Genomic DNA, 20386 nt, shown 5'->3' with positions numbered 1-20386 from the left:
ATAATATGCTAAAGCCCTGCTCGACGAGCGGGGCTTTTTCGGGCAAATACCGCCGTATAAGCGTTCGCTAAAAAGGCGACCGTGACAAAATCGCCGGTGACTGGCATTCTCTTGCCCGGCCTGATAGCTATGCAGATCGAGAGCGGGGTTTCTCAATGCGCATGACAAAATTGATTCTGGCGGCCGCTGCGGCAATGGGCGTCCTCCACACGGTACCGGCGTTCGCGCAGGGTGCCCAATGCGGTAACACCAGTGCCGGTTTCGAGGCTTGGGTCGCCGATTTCAAACAGACGGCGGCAGCCAATGGGGTAAGCCAGTCCGTCCTCAACCGCGCCTTCGCCAATGTCAGTTACAACAAGCCGACGATTTCGGCCGACCGCGGCCAGAAGAGCTTCAAGCTATCCTTTGACGAGTTCATGAAGAAGCGCGGCGGTGCCGCCGTCATCTCTCGCGGCCGTTCCATGAAAGCCGCCAACCAGCCGCTTTTTGCCTCTATCGAGCGCCGCTTCGGCGTGCCGGCCGGCCCTCTGATCGCCATCTGGGGCATGGAAACCGGCTTCGGCAGCTATATGGGCAACCAGCATACAATGTCGGCCGTCTCCACCCTCGCTTATGACTGCCGCCGTTCGGAATATTTCACCGATCAGCTTTATGCAGCCCTGCAGCTCGTTTCGGAGGGCTATCTAAGCCCGCAAGCTCGGGGGGCTGCCCATGGCGAAATCGGCCAGACCCAGTTCCTGCCGCGCAACGTAGTACGCTACGGCGCCGATGGCGACGGTGACGGCCGCATCGATATGGTCGGCTCCCGCGCCGATGCATTGGCTTCGACTGCCAATTTCCTCAAGGGTCACGGCTGGCGGGCCGGAGCCGGTTACCAGCCAGGTGAGCCGAACTTTGCCGCCATTCAGGGCTGGAATGCTGCAACGGTCTATCAGCAGGCGATCGCCTATATCGGCCAGCAGATAGACGGCAACTGAGAAAAGTTCGACAGGGAAACACGATGAGCGCTGCATGTGAATGCGGCGTTCTCAGATGCGGAAATCAAAGCTTCTGCCCCTTGCGGCGCTCTTCCTGCTCTTCCGCATCAGGAACGAGCGGGCCGGCAACAACGCAGTTACGTCCCGAAGCCTTGGCCGCATAGAGGGCCAGGTCGGCGCGCTTTGCCAGATCATCATAATTGCGATTGCTTACGGCATTAGCACGCCCCGCGCAGCCGAAGCTTGCCGTAACCCTAAGAAGCTCCCCGCTTGGCAGCGCAATGTGAGCAGCCTCTATGGCCAAACGCACGCGCTCAGCGATCTTGGCCGCCTCCTCAGGCGTCGAATCCGGCAGCAGGGCCATGAACTCCTCGCCGCCGTGGCGCACCAGGAGATCGAAGGAGCGGAAGTTTTCCCGTGCGATCCTGGCAACCTGCTTCAGAACGAGATCACCGGCGTCATGGCCATGCACGTCGTTGATTTTCTTGAAGTGGTCGAGATCGAACAGCACGACGGAAATCCAGCGCGAGCCATACTCCGCCTGCATCAGAAGCGCTGAAGCGGCAGCCTCGAATCCCCGCCGATTATAAAGTCCCGTCAAAAGATCGGTCTGGGCGGCATCGCGCAGCTCATTGACGAGCAGCTCGCGTTCTGTGGTGACGCGAGCGACAAGACGGATACCCCTGACCGCCAGCGACGCAATGAGTGCGACGAGCAATACGAGTCCGGATGACAGCGCAAGCACGATCGTCATATGGATATGCGAACGCATCGACAGCTTCTGCCCGGTGACATGAATGTCATCGGTGACGGCATCGATCTTCTGCCGAAGAAAATCCAGCCGCCTATTATGGATAGCAATCCATTTGTCGCGGATCGCCCTATCCGGCCGCAGCGCGCCCGAAATCATGGCCTGGACGAAGGTATCGGCCCAGACCTCATCAGGCTGAGTTCTGTAAGCCAGGATCCCCTGCACGACGGGGGAAGAATGAAAGCGCAGGCGATCCATCCCGTTGCCGAGCATCATCGCACCCTGAACAAGCTGCTCGTGGGACATGGGGGAAAAGTCGGCTTGGTCCAGATAGCGCTGGCCAAGATTGCCGATCAGCCGCTCTCCGTAATAGGTGAGCAATATGCCCATCAGCTCGTTGGATTTGCGCATCAAAACGGGATCATGAATCCTCGACGAAAGCGAATCGACCAGTCCAAACTGTTTCAACCCGGCCTGCCCGTAGACATGAACCGGATTGCCGCCTTTGCCGTAAAATCCTCGATCGACTGCCGAACGCGTCGCAACGATGCGGCTGTAGGCAAGACGGAGATTGGAAAGCTGTGATCGCAGACCCGGATCAAGCGCTTCGGTGGACGGAAGACTGGCGTCGAAACGCGCACGTTCGCCATCGAGCGCGTTGCGCTTTTCCATCATCGACGCTTTGGTCTTGTCACCGGGATCGTTGATATAAGTTCGCGTAGCGACGAGCTCTGCCAGAATCTCGTTGGCGGCAATCGAGCCTCCGCGAGCAAGAACATCGGCAAAGACATGGTCATTTTCGAGCGTGCGATATTGCATGAGCGACGAGCGGATCAACACCACTCCTTCGGCAATCATGAATACGAAAGGCAGAAGAATGGCGGCGAGTACGGCCCTTCTGATATTCTTGAATTTCACCGCTTCGAAATTCATCACTGATCCACGCGCATAGCTGTTCGCAAGCGAGCCTAGTGGAATATCTTAAAAAACCGATAAAGCGATCTATCCCCAGATTTCGGGACGGGTGAAATCGAGCGTCTCGGAATCCATCACCCAGAGCTCGCCAGTGGAAATGTCGAACCAGGCGCCGTGAAGTTGCAGCTCGCCCTCTTCCTCAAGCGCCTTGATCTCAGGAAAAGATCTAAGATTGTTGATCGAATTCCGGATAGAGACCCGCTCCAAAGCCGTCTGCCGCTCGCTCGCCGTCATGATGTCATTGCTGCCGATCTGTTCGGCAGCAGGACGCACGAGCGACATCCAGCGGCCAATGAAATCACCTGGTGACAAAGGTTCGGCATCGGGGTCGAGGGCAGCGCGAATACCGCCACAGCGACCATGGCCCATGACGACGATGTTCTTGACCTTCAGCGCCTGCACCGCGAATTCGAGTGCTGCCGATGTGGAATGGAAATGGCCGTCCGGCTCGTAGGGCGGCACCAGATTGGCGACGTTGCGGATGACGAAGAGTTCGCCAGGCCCTGCATCGAAGATCAGTTCTGGAGCCGCACGCGAGTCGCAACAGGCAATGACGAGCGTTGTCGGATTCTGCCCGTTTTCCGCAAGCTGCCGATACCGGTCGCGAGCGTCGGCATAGCGCCCGCTCATGAAATTGCGATAACCATCCAGAAGGGAGTTGGGAAAGCTCATCATGCCTCTGGATTAACGCGTGCGCGAGCCAAGATCAACTGTTGCGCTGGAATAGCATAAGACCTATTTTTTTCGCCGTTGCGCAGGATGGACGAGATGACGCATCTGCACCATTGCCATGGGCGTCGAAAGGCTGGACGCGTCGCTTGCCAGCATCAGCTCATTGCTCCCGCGCTTGACGGCACGCGCCAGCACTTCGAACACGCTTGCCGTCGCAAGCTGCAGGGCCTTTTCGTCCTCCATTCCCGAGAGCAGGCGGGAGAGGAAGAGCGCTGCTAGCAAATCCCCGAGACCGTTCGGCGGATTCTCGACCACACGATGTTCGGCAAGCAGTGCATGTTTCCCGGAAAGATAGAGATTGCCGGTGCTACCCGCCATCATTGGCACTGCCGACGTGACCAGCATACGAGAAGGGCCGAGCGCGAGCGCAGCCTCCATCACCGCGCTGTTATCATCGAGCGCAGCGCCCGACAGCCAGGCAAGCTCGTAACGATTCGGCGTTGCAAGCGAGGCAAGCGGGATCAAGTGGTCACGGATCGCCTCGGCTGTCGCTTCCGGCACATAGAGGCCGCCGAGATCCCCCATGACCGGATCGCAGACATAGAGCAGCCCCGGGTTCTTCTCACGCAAGGACGCAATGAGTTTCGCAACGGAGCGAGCCTGCGCCGCATTGCCGAAGTAGCCGGACAGGATGGCCTTGACCTCGCCGATCCACGGCGCGCGAATGAGATCGTCGATCGCTGCTTCGAAATCGGCTTCGGCGAAGGTGAGCCGCGTCGAGCGGCCGTGACCGGGGTGCCAGGGCAACACGATTGTCGGCAGCGCCCAGACCTGATGGCCGAGCGTCTCCAGCGCAAAGACCGCAGCGCGGTTTCCGACCGACCCGCGCACGACATGGCTGGAAATGACGATGACTGCGCCTGCTGCGTTTTCCGACATGGTATCCGAATCCGAATTTGACCGCCGTTGATGATCTTTTTGACGAGGCGCTGTCAACCATTCTTCACGCGAGCGTGGAAATGTGCGGCGGGCGGAAAAGCCGGGTAAGGACGCTTTGCCGGCGATCGACACAAAACGATCCAAAAACTTCGAAATCTCTCGCCAGCTTAGTCAAAAAAGCACGAAAACTCCTTTTCGAAGCCGTTTTTTAAAGATTCTTTCGAAGGACCTTCTGCTAACTTGCCCATATCAAAACAAATCGGGGGGATGATCCATGGCTGCCAGAAACAATCCGAAACGGGAAAAGCAGATCGAAAGCGCCCGCAAAATCGCGGCTGCGACTGGCGAACCCCATCTGGACCCCGAAATTCTCTTCGGCCGGGCCAGCGGAGACGACCTTGGACTCTATACACCGGAAATGCTGGCGCTTTCCGCCGTGCATTCGGCAGCCGAACTCTTCGCCTGGAACGGCAAGGCGCCACGTGTCAGCATCGACACGATCGCCGATGTCACCCCCGATGGCGTTGCTGTCTCCGTCCTCTCGGTGACTGATCACAACAAGCCTTTTCTCTATGAATCGGTGATGGGCGAGGTGACCAGCACCCACCGCGACATCTACATGGCGGTTCACCCGATCCTGATCATGGGAGATGGCAGGGCTCCGGAACTTTACTCCGCTGATGTGCCGAGCGATCCGGCAAAACGGGTCAGCCACATCCAGCTTCACATCTCGCCGCTCGCCGCCTCGCAGGCAGCCGATCTCATCAAGCGCATCAAGACAGTGCTCGAGCAGGTGGAGCTTGCCGTTTCCGACTGGAAGCCGATGCTGTCGCGCGTCGACGAGGTGATTGCGGAGCTTTCGAACTACAATGCCAGCCGCAAGAAGGCCGATCGTGACGAAGCGATCGCCTTCCTGACTTGGTTGCGTGATGAGAACTTCACCTTTCTCGGCATGCGCGATTATGTCTATTCCGGCAAAGGGGCGGATGCGAAGGTTGAGCGCGACAAGGGTACGGGCCTTGGCATTCTCTCCAACCCCGACGTTCTCGTCCTGCGCACCGGCAAGGACGCGGTGACGACGACGCCGGAGATTCTCGCCTTCCTCGATGGCCCGGACTTTCTGATCGTGACTAAAGCCAATGTGAAGTCCGTAGTCCATCGCCGCGCTTACATGGACTATGTCGGCGTCAAACGTTTCGACGCACAGGGCAACGTGACAGGAGAGCTGCGTATCGTCGGCCTCTTCACCTCGACCGCCTATACCTCGTCCGCCGCCGAAATCCCGCTGCTGCGCTCCAAGATCGAAAAAGTGAAGGAGCATTTCGGCTTCGACCCGATGAGCCATTCGGGCCGCATGCTCGACAACACGCTTGAATCCTACCCGCGCGACGACCTTTTCCAAATCGATACCACGCTGCTTGCGAGTTTCGCCGAGCAGATCAACGATCTCGTCGACCGCCCGCGCGTCCGCGTCCTACCGCGCGTCGACCATTTCGATCGCTTCGTCTCTGTCATCGTCTTCGTACCGCGCGAAGAATATGATTCGATCGTGCGCGAACGCATCGGTACCTATTTAAAGACCGTCTATGACGGCCGCGTTTCCGCTTACTATCCCGCCTTCCCGGAAGGCGGCGTGGCGCGCGTGCACTTCATCATCGGTCGTTCCGGCGGCAAGACGCCACGCATCCCTCAAGCCAAGCTCGAAGAGACGATCCGCCAGATCACCGCGCGCTGGGACAGCCGCTTCGAGATGCTCGCCGGCCCCAAGGCGCCGAAGCTCGGCGTCAGCAACGCCTTCCAGGAAGCCTTCACGCCGGATGAAGCGGTCGGCGACCTCGCCGACATCACCGCATGCGCCTCCGGCGAGCCGATCCGCATCGAATTCTACTATCGCCAGGACGATGAACGCGGCCGCATCCTGTCGCTGAAGATCTTCCATAGTGGCGAGCAGCTGCCGCTGTCGCGCCGCGTGCCTCTACTCGAAAACCTCGGCTTCAACGTCCTGAGCGAACGGACCTTCGATATCGAGGTTCCGGCCGCCGACAACGCCATCAACATCGTAGTGCTGCACGACATGGAACTTGAGGCCCGCAGCGGTGCTGACATCGACCTCGCACGTTTTGGCGCACCGCTCGAAGAAGCTTTCGTCGCAGCCTTCAACGACACGATCGACAATGACAGTTTCAACCGGCTGATCCTGTCGGCCGGTCTCTCGGCCCGCGAAGTGAATGTACTGCGTGCCTATGCGCGCTATCTCCGCCAGGCCGGCATTGCCTATTCGCAGGCTTATATCGCCGCAACGCTCGACAAATATCCTGGCATTGCCGCCTCGATCTTTCGCCTTTTCCACGACACGCTCGACACAAAGCTTACGGAAAAGGTGCGGCTCAAGAAGGTCGCCGAACTGCACGAAATTATAGAATCCGAACTTGCCGACGTGCCGAGCTTGGATGACGACCGCATTCTGCGCCGCTACGTCAACATCGTCGATGCGACGCTACGCACCAACTATTTCCACCGCAATGCCGATGGAACACCAAAGGCGATGCTTGCCTTCAAGCTTGACCCGCATCTGGTCGACGGTCTTCCGGAGCCGAAGCCGTTCCGCGAAATCTTTGTCTACGGCGTCGAAGTGGAAGGCGTGCATCTGCGCTTCGGCCGCGTTGCCCGCGGCGGCCTGCGCTGGTCGGACCGCGCCGAGGACTACCGCACCGAGGTTCTGGGCCTCGTGAAGGCACAGCAGGTCAAGAACGCCGTGATCGTGCCTGTCGGTGCCAAAGGCGGATTTTATCCAAGAAAACTGCCGGCCGGCGGCAGCCGCGAAGAGATCTTCAACGCGGGCCGGGAAGCTTATAAGACCTATATCCGTACGCTACTCTCCATCACCGACAACATTTCCGGCACCGATGTCGTCCCCCCCAAGGACACGGTCCGGCTCGATGGCGATGATCCATATTTCGTCGTCGCAGCAGACAAGGGCACAGCGACCTTCTCCGACACCGCCAATGCGCTCGCCCAGGAAGCCGGTTTCTGGCTGGACGATGCCTTTGCCTCGGGCGGCTCGGCTGGCTACGACCATAAAAAGATGGGCATTACCGCTCGTGGCGCCTGGGAAACGGTGAAACGCCACTTCCGCGAAATGGATATCGACATTCAGACGACGCCCTTCACGGTAGCGGGCGTCGGCGATATGTCGGGCGACGTTTTCGGCAACGGCATGCTGCTCTCGCCAAAAATCAGGCTGCTGGCCGCCTTCGACCACCGCGATATCTTCATTGATCCCGATCCAGACATGGAAAGGACGCTCGCCGAGCGCCAGCGTCTCTTTAACCTGCCGCGCTCGAGTTGGCAGGATTTCGACAAGTCCGTCCTTTCGAAGGGCGCCATGATCATTTCGCGCTCCGCAAAGTCGGTCACTCTGACGCCGGAGGCCGTGACTGCAATCGGCATCGACAAAGCCGCCGCCACGCCCTTCGAAATCATGACGGCAATCCTGAAGAGCCCTGTCGATCTTCTCTGGTTCGGCGGCATCGGCACCTATGTAAAGGCGGCATCGGAGACCGATACCGACGTCGGCGATCGCGCCAACGACCCGATCCGCATTACGGCCGACGAAGTGCGCGCTAAGGTGATCGGCGAAGGTGCCAACCTCGGCGTTACCCAGAAGGGCCGCATTGCCTATGGCCTTAAGGGTGGCCGCAGCAATTCCGACGCAATCGACAATTCTGCCGGTGTCAACACCTCCGACGTCGAGGTCAACATCAAGATCGCCCTGGCAAATGCCATGCATGAGCAGCGGCTCAGCCGCGCCAAACGCGACCAGCTTCTCCGTAGCATGACCGACGAAGTGGCAAGCCTCGTGCTGCGCAACAACTACCTGCAGTCTCTGGCAATCTCGCTCACAGCCCGCAAGGGGACTGCGAACGGCCTTGAGCTCAGCCGTTTCATGAGCGTTCTGGAAGCAGCCGGACAATTGAACCGCAAGGTGGAAACGCTGCCCGACGATGCTACCATGTCCGAGCGCTATACTGCCGGCAAGCCGCTGACGCGCCCTGAAATCGGCGTGTTGCTCTCCTACGCTAAGATCGTGCTCTTCGATGCGGTAATCGCCAGCGAGTTGCCTGACGATCCGTATTTCGTTGGCACGCTGTTCAATTACTTCCCTGCCAAGATGCAGAAATCCAACGCATCCGACATCGACAGCCACCGATTGAAGCGGGAAATCATCGCGACCGTGCTCGCAAACGAGGCGATCAATCGCGGCGGGCCGGGCTTTGTCGTAACCATGATGGATGCCACCGCTGCCTCCGCTCCCGAAGTCGTGCGTGCCGCGATCGTCGCTCGCGACGGCTTCGATCTCAATCGACTATGGGCGGAAACGGACGCCTTGGACAACAAGGTAACCGGTGAAGTTCAGAACAGGGTCTACGAAGAGATCGGCAACAGCTTCGTGGTATTGACACGCCTGCTGCTGAAGACCGGCATGACCAAGGGCGATTTGGCAGAAATCATTAGCCGGCTGCAGGCAGCATTGAAAAAACTCAAGCCCGTCTTTGCCGATCAGGCTGGAACCGATGTCGCGGCACGCCGGCAGGATTATCAACAGGCCGGCCTGCCGGAAAAACTCGCCGCTGAAATCACTGCTCTTCCGACCTTCGCCCTCGTGCCGGAAATCATGCAGATCGCCGAGAGGACCGGGGAAACGCTGACGCGTGCTGCCGAAAACTACTTTGCCTTCACGCAGACCTTCCGCGTCGGCCGGCTGCTTGCTGCCGGCAACCGCATTGTCACCTCGGATCACTACGAAAACCTCGCGCTTGCCCGCAGCATCGATCAAATCGCCAGTGCCCGTCGCGATATCGTGATCTCCGCGCTTTCAGATCACGGCAAGGAGAAACGGCCGGTCCAGGCCTGGCATGCACAGGACAGGATCCGCATCAACCGCATCGTCGAGGAGCTCGCAAGCCTCAGCGACGGCGCCGATCCAAACCTCGCACGCATCACTGTCGCCGCCGGCATACTGACCGACCTTGCGCGCGACCGGGCGAGATGAGACAGTCCGCTCCAAAAAAGGAGCGGACGCTTGAATCGCATTGACTGGACAGGCACGCAGCCGCCGAAAGCTACGGAGAAGGGCATATGGGGCTGGATGCTCTTCGACTGGGCAGCCCAGCCTTTCTTCACCGTGGTGACGACGTTTATTTTCGGTCCTTACTTCGTCTCACGGCTGACGGCTGATCCCATTGCCGCCCAGACGATGTGGAGCAACATGGCGACGATCTCCTCTGTTATCATCGCCATCCTGTCTCCCATTCTGGGCTCTATTGCCGACCAATCCGGTGCGCGCAAACCCTGGATTGCCTTTTTTGCCGTTATCAAGATCGTCAGCCTCGTCTGCCTGTGGTTCGCGGCCCCCGGCTCGCCGATCATCTACCCCATCGTGTTCATGATCCTCGCCTCGATTTCGGCAGAGTTTTCAATCGTCTTCAACGATTCAATGATGCCGCGCCTCGTCAGCAAGGATGAGGTCGGCAAGCTTTCCAACACTGCCTGGGGTCTCGGTTATCTCGGCGGCATGATCGTGCTGATCGCCGTCGTGGCCCTGCTGGCCGGCAGTCCGGAAAGCGGCAAGACCATTCTGGGCCTCGATCCGCTCTTCGGCCTCGATCCCCATACTGGCGAGGACGCGCGCATCACCGGTCCAATCTCGGCGGTCTGGTATCTGATCTTCATCCTGCCGATGTTCTTCTTCACGCCGGATGCCCGCAAAGGCCTGCCTTTCGGCTTTGCCGTGCGCTTCGGCCTCAGGGAATTGCGCAACACGCTGGGCGAACTAAAGACACGTCGAGGTATCCTCACCTTCCTCATTGCCCGAATGATCTATCAGGATGGCGTCAACGGCCTGCTGATCCTTGGCGGCGCTTTCGCGGCGGGCATGTTCGGCTGGGCGACGATCGAGATCGGCATCTATGGGATCATTCTCAACGTGGTCGCGATCCTCGGCTGCCTGATCGCCGGCCGGATTGACAAAGGCATTGGCTCGAAGGCGACCGTTGTCATCAGCCTTAGCATGCTGCTGCTGGCCACAATCGGTATTATTTCAACGGGCCGCGGCTACACCTTCTTCGGTCTGATGCCACTTTCGAATGTTGACAGCGGCGGCCTCTTCGGTACCGCTGCGGAAAAGGCCTATATCCTCTACGGCCTGCTGATCGGTCTGGCTTTCGGACCGGTGCAGGCTTCGTCGCGCTCCTATCTGGCGCGCAGCGTCAGCCTTGACGAAGCCGGCCGTTATTTTGGCATCTATGCGCTCTCCGGCCGGGCCACGAGCTTCATGGCAACGCTGCTGTTTTCGATCGTGACCTATTTGACCGGGTCGGCGCATCTCGGCATGTCGACCCTGATCCTGTTCCTGGCAGGAGGCTTGGTACTGTTGATCCGCACACCCTATCCGGCGGATCGAGGGTAACGTCCCCCGGCTGCGAGACTCCGAGGGACGAACTGGTTGTTCCGCTCAGTGGCGGAAATGGCGCATGCCAGTAAAGACCATCGCGACATTGTGTTCGTTTGCTGCGTCGATCACCTCCTGATCGCGCATCGAACCGCCGGGCTGGATGACGGCGGTGGCGCCGGCAGCAATCATCGACAGCAGACCGTCAGCAAAGGGCAGGAAAGCCTCGGAGGCGACGGCCGAACCCCGTGTCATTGGAATGGCGAGCCCAAGAGCCTTAGCAGCCTCATCAGCCTTTAGCGCCGCGATACGGGCGGAATCGACACGGCTCATCTGGCCGGCGCCGATGCCAGCCGTCTGGCCGTCCTTGGCGTAAACGACGGCATTCGACTTCACATGCTTGCCGACCTTGAAGGCGAACTTCATGTCTTCGAGTTCCTGGGCCGTCGGCGCACGGTTGGTAACGACCTTGAGCTCGAGATCTTCGACCATGCCATTGTCACGGCTCTGCACGAGCAGGCCACCGGACACCGTCTTGGCGGTGATTCCGGCCGCACGCGCATCAGGAAGGCCGCCAGCCGAAAGCAGACGCAGGTTCGGCTTGCGGGCAACGATCGCCTTCGCCTCGTCGGTGACATCGGGAGCGATGATAACTTCGGTGAAAAGCTTGATAATCTCTTCGGCTGTTTCGGCATCGAGGGTCTGGTTCAGCGCGATGATGCCACCGAAAGCAGAGACTGAATCGCAGGCAAGCGCCCGCTTATAGGCTTCGAGAAGAGTTGGTCCGGTCGCAACGCCGCAGGGGTTGGCATGCTTGATGATGGCGCAGGCCGGCGACTTCTCCGGCAGGAACTCGGCGACCAGTTCATAGGCCGCGTCGGTATCGTTGATATTGTTGTAGGAAAGCTGCTTGCCCTGCAGCAGAACCGCCGTCGAAACACCCGGACGTTTTTCGCCGGTCACGTAGAAAGCAGCCTTCTGGTGCGGGTTCTCGCCGTAGCGCATCTCTTCCTTCAGTACGCCCCCAATGGTGCGATAGCGCGGAGTATCGATGGACAGCGCTTCGGCAAACCAGTTGGAGATCGCAGCATCATAAGCGGCGGTGCGCGCATAGGCCTTGGCCGCCATTCGCTGGCGGAAAGCATAGGCCGTTTTGCCGGTATTAGCCGAAAGCTGTTCCGTCAGCTCGGTATAATCGGCGGGATCGGTAATGACAGTGACATAGGCGTGGTTCTTGGCCGAAGCACGGATCATCGCCGGACCGCCGATATCGATATTCTCGACCGTCGTGGGATAATCGCCGCCGGCAGCGCGCACGTCTTCAAAGGGATAGAGGTTGACGACAAGCAGGTCGATGCCGTCGATGCCGTGCGCCTTCATGGCTTCCTGGTGCTCGGCATCGTCGCGGATCGCCAGGAGGCCGCCATGCACTTTGGGATGCAGCGTCTTCACGCGGCCATCCATGATCTCCGGGAACTGCGTCACCTCGGAGACGTCGGTCACCGCAAGACCTTCGGCCGCAATCGCCTTGTAGGTGCCGCCGGTCGACAGCAAACGCACGCCACGCGCCGAAAGCGCGCGAGCAAGTTCGATGATGCCGGTCTTGTCGAAGACAGAAAGCAGCGCGGTCTTGATCTCGATCTTGTCAGGGGCGGGGATCTTCTTGGAAATGACGGCCATGAACCTTCTCCTTTCGGGCTTCGGGAGACATCCGGGCAAGGGACGTTTGATGGGGCCGCGTTAGCACAGCTTGGAGCCAGCGCAAACAGCCGCCGAAGCAATTCCAGCAAAAGTGTGCATCGGTTTTGCGTTGGGAATTGCACGAAAGCAAATAGCTAAAGCATTTCCATATTCAGATAAAATGGAAATGCTTTAGCCCTTGCGTGATAAAAACCAGCGAATTTCGGGTTTTTCCGCGAGATCGAAGCCGATCTCGATCTGGTCCGAGCTGCTGATGCCGGCGCTGTCGGCAAAGAAAATATCTTCCGAAATCAGCACTTCGTTGCCCGGAGAGGAAAAGAGCCAGCTTTCACCATCCGGTGCCGTCAGCAACACCGATTCCGTATCATTTTGCCGCGGCACTATAGAGGGATGGATGTGGAAGCGGGCAACGGCCCGCAGTGGGCCTTCGCTGTGATATCGGTCATCCGTCAAGAAACGGTCCATACCAGTCACGATGGAACCGGCGGCATTCAGCGTCAGCTCCCTCTCATGGATGACACCGAAGGGATCGAGATAGCCGTCGTGTCTCGCCTTGATACCTTCGCGGCCGTCCTCGGTCTCCACACGCTCAGCCGCTACCGTTTCGACCGGCTCCGTCATCATATGAGCCAGAAAAGCCGAAGGTGAAAAACGACTTGAGGACGTATCGTTTAGAACGACGGTGGAATGGGCAGCCGTCGTGCGGGCCATCTGTACGTAACGTTGGCCTGCGAATTTCGGTGATCCTGAGTTGACGATGAAGCGGTAACGGCCGGAGGACATTTCGAAGGAAAGGCTGCCTGCATGGGCTGTTCTGAAGCAGGCGGGCGAGGGCGGGCCGGTATCAGCGATGATCACCGTCTTGCCAGCCGCAAGCCGCTGATAGCGCGAATGCGGCAGTGCCTTGAACGGCTGGCCCGCGGTCTCGTCATAGCGCAGTACAGACATCAGCTCGTCTGCCAGCGTGGACGTCGCACCGTTGAAGAGCGCCAGATCGCCATCCTGATGTCGGAAGAAGCGCAGGGCGGGATACATGCGGTCGATACCGGAGATCAGCTTCTGCGGCAGGTCGTGACCGAGATTCACGTAGGTTTGTCTCAGCGGCAGCAGGTCGAGCAACAGCTCCAGCCCTACGCGCGGATTGCGAGAAATATGGCCTCCATCAGGCAGAATCTGGCTATCGAATTCACGATCAAGCGCCTGCGCTGCTCGCCGCACCGTCGAAGCCCGCACCGGCATGGCGACAGACGCCGTCGCAAGCGCTATGCGAAGACGGAAGCGGACTTCGCCCGCCGAATAAGGCGCCATGCGCCGCAGATAGCGGATATGAAATGCCAGCGATTTCATGAAGCGGCGATAGAAACCGCGATCTGCATTCTGCAGGACAACAGGAGAATGCGACAGCCAGGCGATGACGCGCTGCGACACGACATCGGTCTCCCAGGCGATGCCCTCAATCCGGCCTCCGTGGATCGAGAGCCAACTATCGACGATCATGCGAGCAACGGCCGACCCCTGTTCGCTCTTGTTCGCCCGCATGTGCCGCAACCAGCCGAAACTGTGGAGCCTGATCGCGAAAGCGCGTGAGGGGAGGGGCAACGTGAAAGGGGACTTTCCGCCGGTTTCCAGCATACGCCCGGCAAGCGGAAAGCGCCCATCTATGATTTCTTCGGCAACATGTGAATCGACGCCTCTGAGATCCGTCGGCGCGACGATCAGGCGTTCCGGCACCGGGATAGCATGGCGCGAGAAACGCAAACGCAGAAGTGCGGCACGGCGCGCACCGCGCCGCCAAGCTTCTCGAACATACATGCTCGCAAGACGCCGACCGGACTGCATATCAATTGTCTATTGACCCTCGTGGTTAAGAATAGATGAATCGCGACTGATTTCATTAGCCACGGTGTATTATTTTGTGATGAAATTGGAATATAATGGTGCTTAGTTGCGCCTGAGCACCGCAGCGTAGAAGCCATCAAGGCCCGACGCCAAATCAGGCATATCCAGCATTGTGGGAAGGGTGCGAAACTCGCCCAGCGGTGTAATCGCCTGGCTCATGCCTGGCCATCTTCCTGCGTCGATCGGCACACGTTCAACCCCCTTCACATCTTCCAGAATGCGCGCCACGACCTCTTCACCTTCCTGCGGATCGAGCGAGCAGTTGGAGAAGACGAGCAAGCCGCCGGAGTTCAGAAGCGTAATGGCATGGCGCAGAAGGCGTTCCTGCAGTACCGCAAGCTTGGCGATATCCTCAGGTCCCTTCGTCCAGAGCACGTCGGGATGACGGCGGGTCGTGCCCGTCGATGAGCAGGGCGCGTCGAGCAGGATCGCGTCGAAGCATTCGGGCGGTTCGAATTTCGTCAGATCTACCGCAATCGTTTCGGCCTCAAGGCCAAGCCGCCCCAGGTTGGAACGCAACCGCTTCAATCGGTTCTCGGATTGGTCGATCGCAGTCACTCTTCCGCCGGCAAGGATGAGCTGTGCGGTCTTGCCGCCTGGCGCAGCGCAGAGGTCGGCAACACGTTTGCCAGTGAGATCACCAAAGAGCTTCGCGGGGATACTCGCAGCCGCATCCTGAACCCACCATTCGCCCTCTTCAAACCCTTCGAGCGAGGGAATGCTGCCTTCGAAAGCGGAAAGCCGCACGCCACCGGTCGGAAGCACAGCGCCATTCAAACGGCGCGCCCAACCCTCGGCATCGGATTTCACGGTCAGATCAATGGCTGCTGGCTCGAGCTGTGATTCGGAAATGGCAAGCGCGGCATCTCGCCCATAGGCATTCGCGAGCCGCTCCACGAACCAGGCAGGCATCGGCGGAATGGTTGCAACATCAGCAAGGATGCGCTCCTTCTCGCGGCTGAGACGACGGAGGATGGCATTGACGAGCTTCGCAAAACGACGATTGCGTGGATCCTGATTGGCCTGTTCGACGGCAAGATCGACGGCCGAGTGATCGGGAACATCAAGATAGAGGATTTGTGCGGCGCCGACGGCAAGGACATGATGAAGCGCGCGAGCCCCTTCCGGCAACGGCGTTTCAAGAAGTGAAGCAATGGCCGCGTCGATGCGCGGCAGATGCCGGAGCGTCGTGTTCAGGATCGCGCGCACCAGCGCCCGATCGCTTTCCCCAAGCGCCTTGTAGGCCGGATTTCCATGTTCATGATCGAGCGCGCCATCAAGGGACAGTTTCCGGTCGACGACGGCTGAAAGGATTTTGGCGGCAGCGGCACGTGTCGGCAGGCCGGGTTTTACCGGCGCCGATGCTGAGCGTTCTGCGGAAGGCTTATGTTTGCGAACTGGATTCTTCTTGCCGTCTGAATTCAAGACCACGGACCCTTCGGCGGTTGCGAGTCACCGCGGCCTAAACCCGTATTCGGGACCGAGCGCGATTTGCGGGTGGGATTAGCAGCGCGAACCGGCGGCGTCGAGACGTTGAAGGCTCCCCGCGCCATTTCCTGCAGGGCCGCAATACGGTTTTCAGTGGCCGGATGGGTCGAAAACAGATTGTCCATGCGCTCGCCTGAGAGCGGATTGATGATGAACATGTGCGCGGTGGCCGGATTGCGCTCCGCATCATAGTTCGGCACATGCGCCGCGCCGCGGGCAATCTTGCCAAGCGCCGAAGCGAGCCACAAAGGATTGCCGCAGATCTCAGCGCCTCGCCTGTCGGCTGAATATTCGCGCGTACGGCTGATTGCCATCTGCACCAGCATGGCGGCAAGCGGGGCCACGATCATCGCGACAAGCACACCGACGAAGCCCAGGGGATTGTTATTATTCTCGCGATTCCCGCCAAAGAAGAACGCGAAATTGCCGAGCATGGAGATCGCACCGGCAAGCGTGGCGGTGATCGTCATTGTCAGCGTGTCGCGGTTCTGGACGTGGGCCAGCTCATGCGCCATCACGCCTGCCACCTCTTCCGGCGAAAGAGCAGAAAGCAAGCCGGTCGAAGCGGCAACCGCGGCATTTTCCGGATTGCGGCCAGTCGCAAAAGCATTCGGCTGAGGGCTGTCGTAGAGATAAACCTTCGGCATTGGCAGACCGGCATTCCGGGCGAGATCACGCACGATCCGATAGAATTCCGGGGCGTTGCGCTCATCGACCTCCTGGGCGCGATAGGCCGACAACACCATCCGGTCCGCATTCCAATAGGAGAAGAAATTCATGCCGGCAGCGATGAGAAAGGCGATCATCATGCCGCTTCGGCCCCCGATCAAAAAACCGACAAACATGAAAAGCGCCGTCATGAAGGCAAGCAACATGGCAGTACGCATGAGGTTCATCAGAGGTCTCCATCTCCTTGATTACAGGGCGCTGCTTTAAATCCTGGCGCCGGCGCATTATGATTTGGTTATTCGCCAGCCATTTTCAATGTTTTCAGGCGGGAGTGCTCTATGCAGATGGCCGACAATGACAACGTAGAAATTCCGGTGCCCGAAGGCTCTGAGCCGCGGCGCAAGATGCTTTCCCCTGCCGCAAAACGCGCGCTGGCGGAAGCCGAAGAACGCCGGAAGAATGCCAGGCTCGCCGAACTGCCGCCGGAGATCGGCGGACGCGGCGGAGCAGAACCCTCCCGCTTCGGCGACTATGAGATTAACGGCCGCGCGATCGATTTTTAAGTAAATACGCCTATTTACTTTCAAACATAAGAGGAATTTATTCCTTTATGTTCCCTCTCGCCATGCCGGCATTTGCGACGCGGAATGAAATCGACGAACCGGTTTCGGCTGCACCCGTTGGAGCAGATGACCTCGGTGTGTTGCGGGCATCAAATTGACCGACATCAGCGGCGACAAATATCTAGGACGAATTCTCGCCAATTCACCTTTCCCGACGGGCGCAATCCTGCACAGAATTGCTCATCGATGGACTGGTTTCACGCCTATGATGGCGGCCGCAAGACGGGGTTCCTTATGTAGAAGAATAGGGCCGCTCCTGAACGGAGCGGCCCTTTGACTCAGGCCGTAGCCTTGTTCTGCCGGTTGGCGATCAGATCGTCGACGACAGCCGGATCTGCCAGGGTCGAGGTGTCGCCGAGCGAACCGAAATCGTCTTCGGCGATCTTGCGCAGGATACGGCGCATAATCTTGCCCGAACGAGTCTTCGGTAGGCCCGGTGAGAATTGGATCTTGTCGGGTGCCGCGATCGGGCCGATCTCGGCACGCACATGCTTAACAAGCTGCTGACGCAACTCATCCGTACCTTCGTTGCCCGCCATCAGCGTGACATAGCAATAGATACCCTGCCCCTTGATCGGATGCGGATAGCCGACGACGGCAGCTTCCGAAACCAGATTGTGCGACACGAGAGCCGATTCGACCTCCGCCGTACCGAGACGATGGCCGGAGACGTTCAGAACGTCATCAACGCGGCCAGTGATCCAGTAGTAGCCATCCTCGTCGCGGCGGCAACCATCGCCAGTAAAATACTTGCCTTTGTAGGTGGAGAAGTAGGTCTGGATGAAGCGCTCGTGATCGCCATAGACCGTACGCATTTGGCCCGGCCAGCTGTCAATGATGCATAGATTGCCGTCGGCCGCACCTTCGAGCACCTTCCCCTCGTTGTCGACCAGCTGCGGTTTGACACCGAAGAAGGGCTTGGTGGCCGAACCGGGCTTGAGATCAGTCGCGCCTGGAAACGGCGTGATCATGTGGCCGCCGGTTTCCGTCTGCCACCAGGTATCGACAACAGGGCAACGCCTGTCACCGACGACATTATAGTACCATTCCCAAGCTTCCGGATTTATCGGCTCACCGACCGTCCCGAGCACACGCAGGCTCTCACGGGAAGAGCGCGTCACAAAATGGTCGCCGGCGCCCATGAGGGAGCGGATTGCCGTCGGTGCCGTGTAGAAGATATTGACCTTGTGCTTGTCGATGATTTCCCAGAAGCGGCCCTGATCCGGGAAATTCGGCACGCCTTCGAACATAAGGGTCGTGGCGCAGTTCGCGAGCGGCCCGTAGACGATATAGGAGTGGCCGGTAACCCAGCCGACGTCGGCCGTGCACCAGTAGATATCGCCAGGGTGGTAATCGAAGACATACTCGTGCGTCATTGCCGCATAGACCAGATAACCACCCGTCGTGTGCAGGACACCCTTCGGCTTGCCAGTCGAACCTGACGTATAGAGGATGAAAAGCGGGTCTTCCGCCTTCATCTTCACTGGTGGGCACTCCGGCTTTACCGTGGCGATTTCCTGATGGTACCAGAGGTCGCGGCCCGGCGCCCAGCCGGTCTTGCCGCCGGTGCGGCGCACCACTAGCACCTTGTTGACCGTCACATGCTGACGGGCGGCAATGTGGATGGCCGTATCCGTATTGTCCTTCAGCGGCACCGGCTTACCGCCGCGGATACCTTCATCGCAGGTGATGACGAAAGTGGATTCACAATCAACGATACGACCAGCCAGCGCCTCCGGCGAAAAGCCGCCGAAGACGACCGAATGCACCGCACCGATACGGGCGCAGGCAAGCATCGCATAGGCCGCTTCCGGGATCATCGGCATGTAGATAGTAACCCGATCACCCTTCTTGACGCCATGCTTCTTCAGCACGTTCGCCATGCGGCAGACATGCTCGTAGAGCTCGTTATAGGTGATCTTCTTATCGATATAGGGGTTGTCGCCTTCGAAGATGATGGCGGTCTGGTTGCCGTTCGTCTTCAGGTGACGATCGATGCAATTGTAAGAAACATTGGTCTGGCCATCCTCGAACCATTTGATCGAGACCTTGCCGGTAAAGGACGTATTCTTGACCTTGGTATAAGGCTTGAACCAGTCGATGCGCCTGCCGTGCTTACCCCAGAACTTGTCTGGGTTTTCAATGCTTTCCTCGTACCATTGCTCGTACTTGGCCTGATCGATCAGCGCACGGGTCTTCACCGGTTTGGATACCGGATAGATCTTCTCCGACATGGGAACTCCTCCTCACAAGGTATGCTACGGCCCACGGTTTCCACGCAGCGACCGGGACTCGAATTGCGCAATTCATATCAGGTAGTCTGATGACGGCAATTAGACAAAGGTCATTTCATTTCTGAAGAATTGCAATTCTGCGACAGTGCGATTATATAGCGCCCTATTTCCCGGACATTGTGGTGACAATCCACGGACCGCGACACCGGCGCGGACGACAGAAGGACTATATCCATGGCTCAACAACTGCTCATGCCGAAGGCGACCGCCATTTGGCTCGTCGACAATACAGCCCTGTCTTTCGACCAGATCGCTCAGTTCTGCAAACTGCATCCGCTCGAAGTCAAGGCGATTGCCGATGGTGAAGCCGCGCAAGGCATCAAGGGCCTGGACCCGATCGCCACTGGCCAGCTTTCCCGCGATGAAATCGCTCGCGCCGAGGGCAACCCGAACTACAAGCTGAAGCTTTCCGAGCCGAAGGTCCGCGTGCCGGAATCCAAGCGCCGCGGCCCGCGCTATACACCGGTTTCCAAGCGCCAGGACCGCCCGAACGCCATTCTCTGGCTGGTTCGCAACCATCCGGAACTGAAAGATGCCCAGATCTCGCGTCTCGTCGGCACCACCAAATCGACGATCGAGCAGATCCGCGAACGTACTCACTGGAATTCGGCAAACCTCGCACCGATGGACCCGGTCACCCTTGGCCTCTGCAGCCAGATCGACCTCGATATGGAAGTGGAAAAGGCTTCCAAGGGCCGGCCGCTGCCGACCGCTGCCGAACTTGGCGCGACGCTGCAGTCCGCTCAGGAAACCGAGCGCCTGACGCCAAGCTACGAGCGTGAGGAAGAAAAGGAAATCGACGCCGATGCCGTCTTCCGGAAGCTGAGCTCGCTGCGCTCGACCCCGAAAGACGAGGATGAAGACGATAAGTTTTGAGATCGTCAGTTCCTGAAAACAGTAAACCCCGCGAACCGCGGGGTTTTTTGTTGCCGTTCTCCTGCGCGCCC

The 20386-nt window shown here is 59.0% G+C and carries 13 protein-coding genes; 5 read left to right on the top strand and 8 right to left on the bottom strand.

Going from position 1 to position 20386, the window contains the following annotated elements:
- Positions 1 to 155: 155 nt before the first annotated feature.
- Positions 156 to 977, top strand: coding sequence for a lytic transglycosylase domain-containing protein (locus FHX15_RS28030; protein WP_184401620.1), 822 nt, complete (start codon positions 156 to 158; stop codon positions 975 to 977).
- Positions 978 to 1041: 64 nt separating this feature from the next.
- Here FHX15_RS28030 and FHX15_RS28025 read toward each other — a convergent pair whose 3' ends face one another.
- The 3 genes from FHX15_RS28025 to pdxY all read right to left on the bottom strand — a co-directional run bounded on the left by FHX15_RS28025 (position 1042) and on the right by pdxY (position 4314).
- A complete protein-coding gene (locus tag FHX15_RS28025) occupies positions 1042 to 2646 on the bottom strand; it encodes a GGDEF domain-containing protein (protein ID WP_184401654.1) in 1605 nt (534 codons plus the stop codon).
- Positions 2647 to 2730: 84 nt separating this feature from the next.
- Positions 2731 to 3378: a carbonic anhydrase gene (locus FHX15_RS28020; protein WP_184401619.1), complete on the bottom strand. Its 648-nt coding sequence runs from the start codon at positions 3376 to 3378 to the stop codon at positions 2731 to 2733.
- Between the two features lie 60 nt (positions 3379 to 3438).
- Entirely contained in the window at positions 3439 to 4314 is an 876-nt protein-coding gene (gene pdxY / locus FHX15_RS28015) for a pyridoxal kinase PdxY (protein WP_184401618.1), read from the bottom strand.
- 274 nt (positions 4315 to 4588) lie between these two features.
- Between pdxY and FHX15_RS28010 the strand changes: the two genes are divergently transcribed.
- Both FHX15_RS28010 and FHX15_RS28005 read left to right on the top strand, forming a co-directional pair.
- Positions 4589 to 9367: an NAD-glutamate dehydrogenase gene (locus tag FHX15_RS28010; protein WP_184401617.1), complete on the top strand. Its 4779-nt coding sequence runs from the start codon at positions 4589 to 4591 to the stop codon at positions 9365 to 9367.
- 30 nt (positions 9368 to 9397) lie between these two features.
- Positions 9398 to 10783, top strand: coding sequence for an MFS transporter (locus tag FHX15_RS28005; protein WP_184401616.1), 1386 nt, complete (start codon positions 9398 to 9400; stop codon positions 10781 to 10783).
- Between the two features lie 45 nt (positions 10784 to 10828).
- On the opposite strand, the gene purH is transcribed toward FHX15_RS28005, so the two are convergent.
- From purH to htpX, 4 genes are all read right to left on the bottom strand, one after another.
- Positions 10829 to 12445, bottom strand: coding sequence for a bifunctional phosphoribosylaminoimidazolecarboxamide formyltransferase/IMP cyclohydrolase (purH, locus tag FHX15_RS28000; protein ID WP_184401615.1), 1617 nt, complete (start codon positions 12443 to 12445; stop codon positions 10829 to 10831).
- Positions 12446 to 12637: 192 nt separating this feature from the next.
- Positions 12638 to 14305, bottom strand: coding sequence for a heparinase II/III family protein (locus tag FHX15_RS27995; protein WP_184401614.1), 1668 nt, complete (start codon positions 14303 to 14305; stop codon positions 12638 to 12640).
- Positions 14306 to 14407: 102 nt separating this feature from the next.
- On the bottom strand, positions 14408 to 15796 hold the full coding sequence (locus tag FHX15_RS27990) for an RsmB/NOP family class I SAM-dependent RNA methyltransferase (RefSeq protein ID WP_184401613.1): 1389 nt from the start codon (positions 15794 to 15796) through the stop codon (positions 14408 to 14410).
- Positions 15787 to 16749: a zinc metalloprotease HtpX gene (gene htpX / locus FHX15_RS27985; RefSeq protein WP_184401612.1), complete on the bottom strand. Its 963-nt coding sequence runs from the start codon at positions 16747 to 16749 to the stop codon at positions 15787 to 15789. Before htpX ends, FHX15_RS27990 begins: the two co-directional genes overlap by 10 nt.
- A 111-nt stretch (positions 16750 to 16860) precedes the next feature.
- On the opposite strand from htpX, the gene FHX15_RS27980 reads away from it, so the two are divergent.
- Positions 16861 to 17085, top strand: a complete 225-nt coding sequence (locus tag FHX15_RS27980) for a DUF1674 domain-containing protein (RefSeq protein ID WP_184401611.1) — start codon at positions 16861 to 16863, stop codon at positions 17083 to 17085.
- A gap of 338 nt (positions 17086 to 17423) precedes the next feature.
- Here FHX15_RS27980 and acs read toward each other — a convergent pair whose 3' ends face one another.
- Positions 17424 to 19379, bottom strand: coding sequence for an acetate--CoA ligase (acs, locus tag FHX15_RS27975; RefSeq protein WP_184401610.1), 1956 nt, complete (start codon positions 19377 to 19379; stop codon positions 17424 to 17426).
- A 234-nt stretch (positions 19380 to 19613) separates the two neighbouring features.
- Here acs and FHX15_RS27970 point away from each other — a divergent pair, with 234 nt between their 5' ends.
- The gene (locus FHX15_RS27970) at positions 19614 to 20315 is read left to right on the top strand and encodes a DUF1013 domain-containing protein (RefSeq protein ID WP_184401609.1); all 702 of its coding nucleotides are present in this window, start codon (positions 19614 to 19616) and stop codon (positions 20313 to 20315) included.
- The last annotated feature ends 71 nt before the right edge of the window (positions 20316 to 20386 follow it).

It is taken from the genome of Rhizobium sp. BK650 (assembly GCF_014195325.1).
Lineage (GTDB): Bacteria > Pseudomonadota > Alphaproteobacteria > Rhizobiales > Rhizobiaceae > Rhizobium.
Note: the sequence above shows the minus strand (reverse complement) of the source record. Positions and strands in the feature narration are given on the sequence as shown.

Excerpts from the sequence above, each read along its gene's own strand:
- FHX15_RS28030 (WP_184401620.1), top strand. The coding sequence starts at position 156 with ATGCGCATGACAAAATTGATTCTGGCGGCCGCTGCGGCAATGGGCGTC.
- pdxY (WP_184401618.1), bottom strand. The coding sequence starts at position 4,314 with ATGTCGGAAAACGCAGCAGGCGCAGTCATCGTCATTTCCAGCCATGTC.
- purH (WP_184401615.1), bottom strand. The coding sequence starts at position 12,445 with ATGGCCGTCATTTCCAAGAAGATCCCCGCCCCTGACAAGATCGAGATC.
- FHX15_RS27980 (WP_184401611.1), top strand. The coding sequence starts at position 16,861 with ATGCAGATGGCCGACAATGACAACGTAGAAATTCCGGTGCCCGAAGGC.
- FHX15_RS27970 (WP_184401609.1), top strand. The coding sequence starts at position 19,614 with ATGGCTCAACAACTGCTCATGCCGAAGGCGACCGCCATTTGGCTCGTC.
- FHX15_RS27995 (WP_184401614.1), bottom strand. The coding sequence starts at position 14,305 with ATGCAGTCCGGTCGGCGTCTTGCGAGCATGTATGTTCGAGAAGCTTGG.
- FHX15_RS28010 (WP_184401617.1), top strand. The coding sequence starts at position 4,589 with ATGGCTGCCAGAAACAATCCGAAACGGGAAAAGCAGATCGAAAGCGCC.
- htpX (WP_184401612.1), bottom strand. The coding sequence starts at position 16,749 with ATGAACCTCATGCGTACTGCCATGTTGCTTGCCTTCATGACGGCGCTT.
- FHX15_RS28020 (WP_184401619.1), bottom strand. The coding sequence starts at position 3,378 with ATGATGAGCTTTCCCAACTCCCTTCTGGATGGTTATCGCAATTTCATG.
- acs (WP_184401610.1), bottom strand. The coding sequence starts at position 19,379 with ATGTCGGAGAAGATCTATCCGGTATCCAAACCGGTGAAGACCCGTGCG.